Consider the following 1253-nt stretch of genomic DNA (forward strand, 5'->3'; position numbering starts at 1 on the left):
GGAGGTGTTGGATGGTCCAGCCGCCGTGGTGCTTGATGGTGTGGTGGCCTTGGCACAGGGGCGCGTGATTGTCGAGGGCGGTGGGGCCGCCGTGTTCCCAGGCGATGTTGTGGTCGATCTGGCAGCGGTGGGCGGGGATGCTGCAGCCGGGGGCCATGCATCGGTCGGCGCGCCATCGGATGAGGCGGCGCAGGGAGGCGGGGGGTCGGTAGCGGGTGCGGCCGACGGAGAGGACGATCCCGGTTTCGGGGTGCGTGAGCACCCGCATCCAGTCCTGGTCGGCACTCCCGCACAGTTGCTTCGCGACGGTCAGTGGTATCGGGCCGAGCCCTTCCACGGTCGCGGGGGGAAGGCCTGCGGCGTGGCGGGTGGTGTCGTCTTCGGTGAGGAGGGCGAGGGCGGGGACGGTGACGGCGACGGTGGCGCGGATGGCGGAGGCCTCGGCCGGGTGACCGGTCATGGTGCCCTCGATGAGCAGATCGCACAGCACGTCGGCGCGCACCTGATCCAGCGTCCGCCCATCGACCACGGTGCCGGCCGGGTCCTGCTCGGTCTCGGCCGTGACGTCGCGCGCGCCGGCGGTGTCGTCGTGCGGGGTGGTGTCGTGGTGGTTGCGGCTGTCGCGGGTGTTTCGGCCGGTGATCGTGCTGCCCATGGCGGTGAGGCGGGAGTGGATGGCGTGGGCTTCCACGGCGGGCAGCAGCGCGTGCAGCCACGCCATGCCGTCTCCGGCCGGTTCGATCACCACCCGCCGCCCCTCGAGCGCGGCGAGGTGCCTCTGGGTGAGGGTGGCGGATTCCTCGGTCTCGATCAGCCGGCGCAGCGCCCGCCGGAACGACCCCACGGGGAGTTCTTCGGCCAGCTGCACCGCCCGCCCGCTCACCCGGTCCCGCACCTCCAGGGTGGTGGCATCGAGCAGTTCCACCAGCACCCGGGTGTGCTGCTCGGTCACCCGCCCCCGGCCCAGGGCGTCCAGCGCGGCGGGGTAGCGGTGCACGAGCGCTTCGGCACGATCCAGCAGCATCCCCGCGGCGTGCTCGGTGACCCGCAGCGCGGCGGCCAGCTCCAACCGCACCGACCGCTCCACGATCCCCGCCGCGCCACCCCCGTACCGGGACGCGTCTGCCAGCGCGTGACGACGCAGCGCGTCCACCCGCTCCAGCTGCTGCGCGGCGAACACCGCCAGCATCCCGGCCACCTCGGTCACCAGATCCACCTCATCCGGCACCGGCGGCACCCACCCGAGCACGTCA

Annotated in this window: 1 protein-coding gene; it reads right to left on the reverse strand. The window is 73.1% G+C overall.

All coding sequences use genetic code 11. The features are described from left to right. Positions 1-1253, reverse strand: a 1253-nt coding sequence (locus QT979_RS28860; RefSeq protein ID WP_333312389.1) for a DUF222 domain-containing protein, incomplete at both ends; no start/stop codon positions are given.

The sequence above is a fragment of the Microcoleus sp. w2-18bC1 genome (assembly GCF_036700365.1).
Lineage (GTDB): Bacteria > Cyanobacteriota > Cyanobacteriia > Cyanobacteriales > Microcoleaceae > Microcoleus.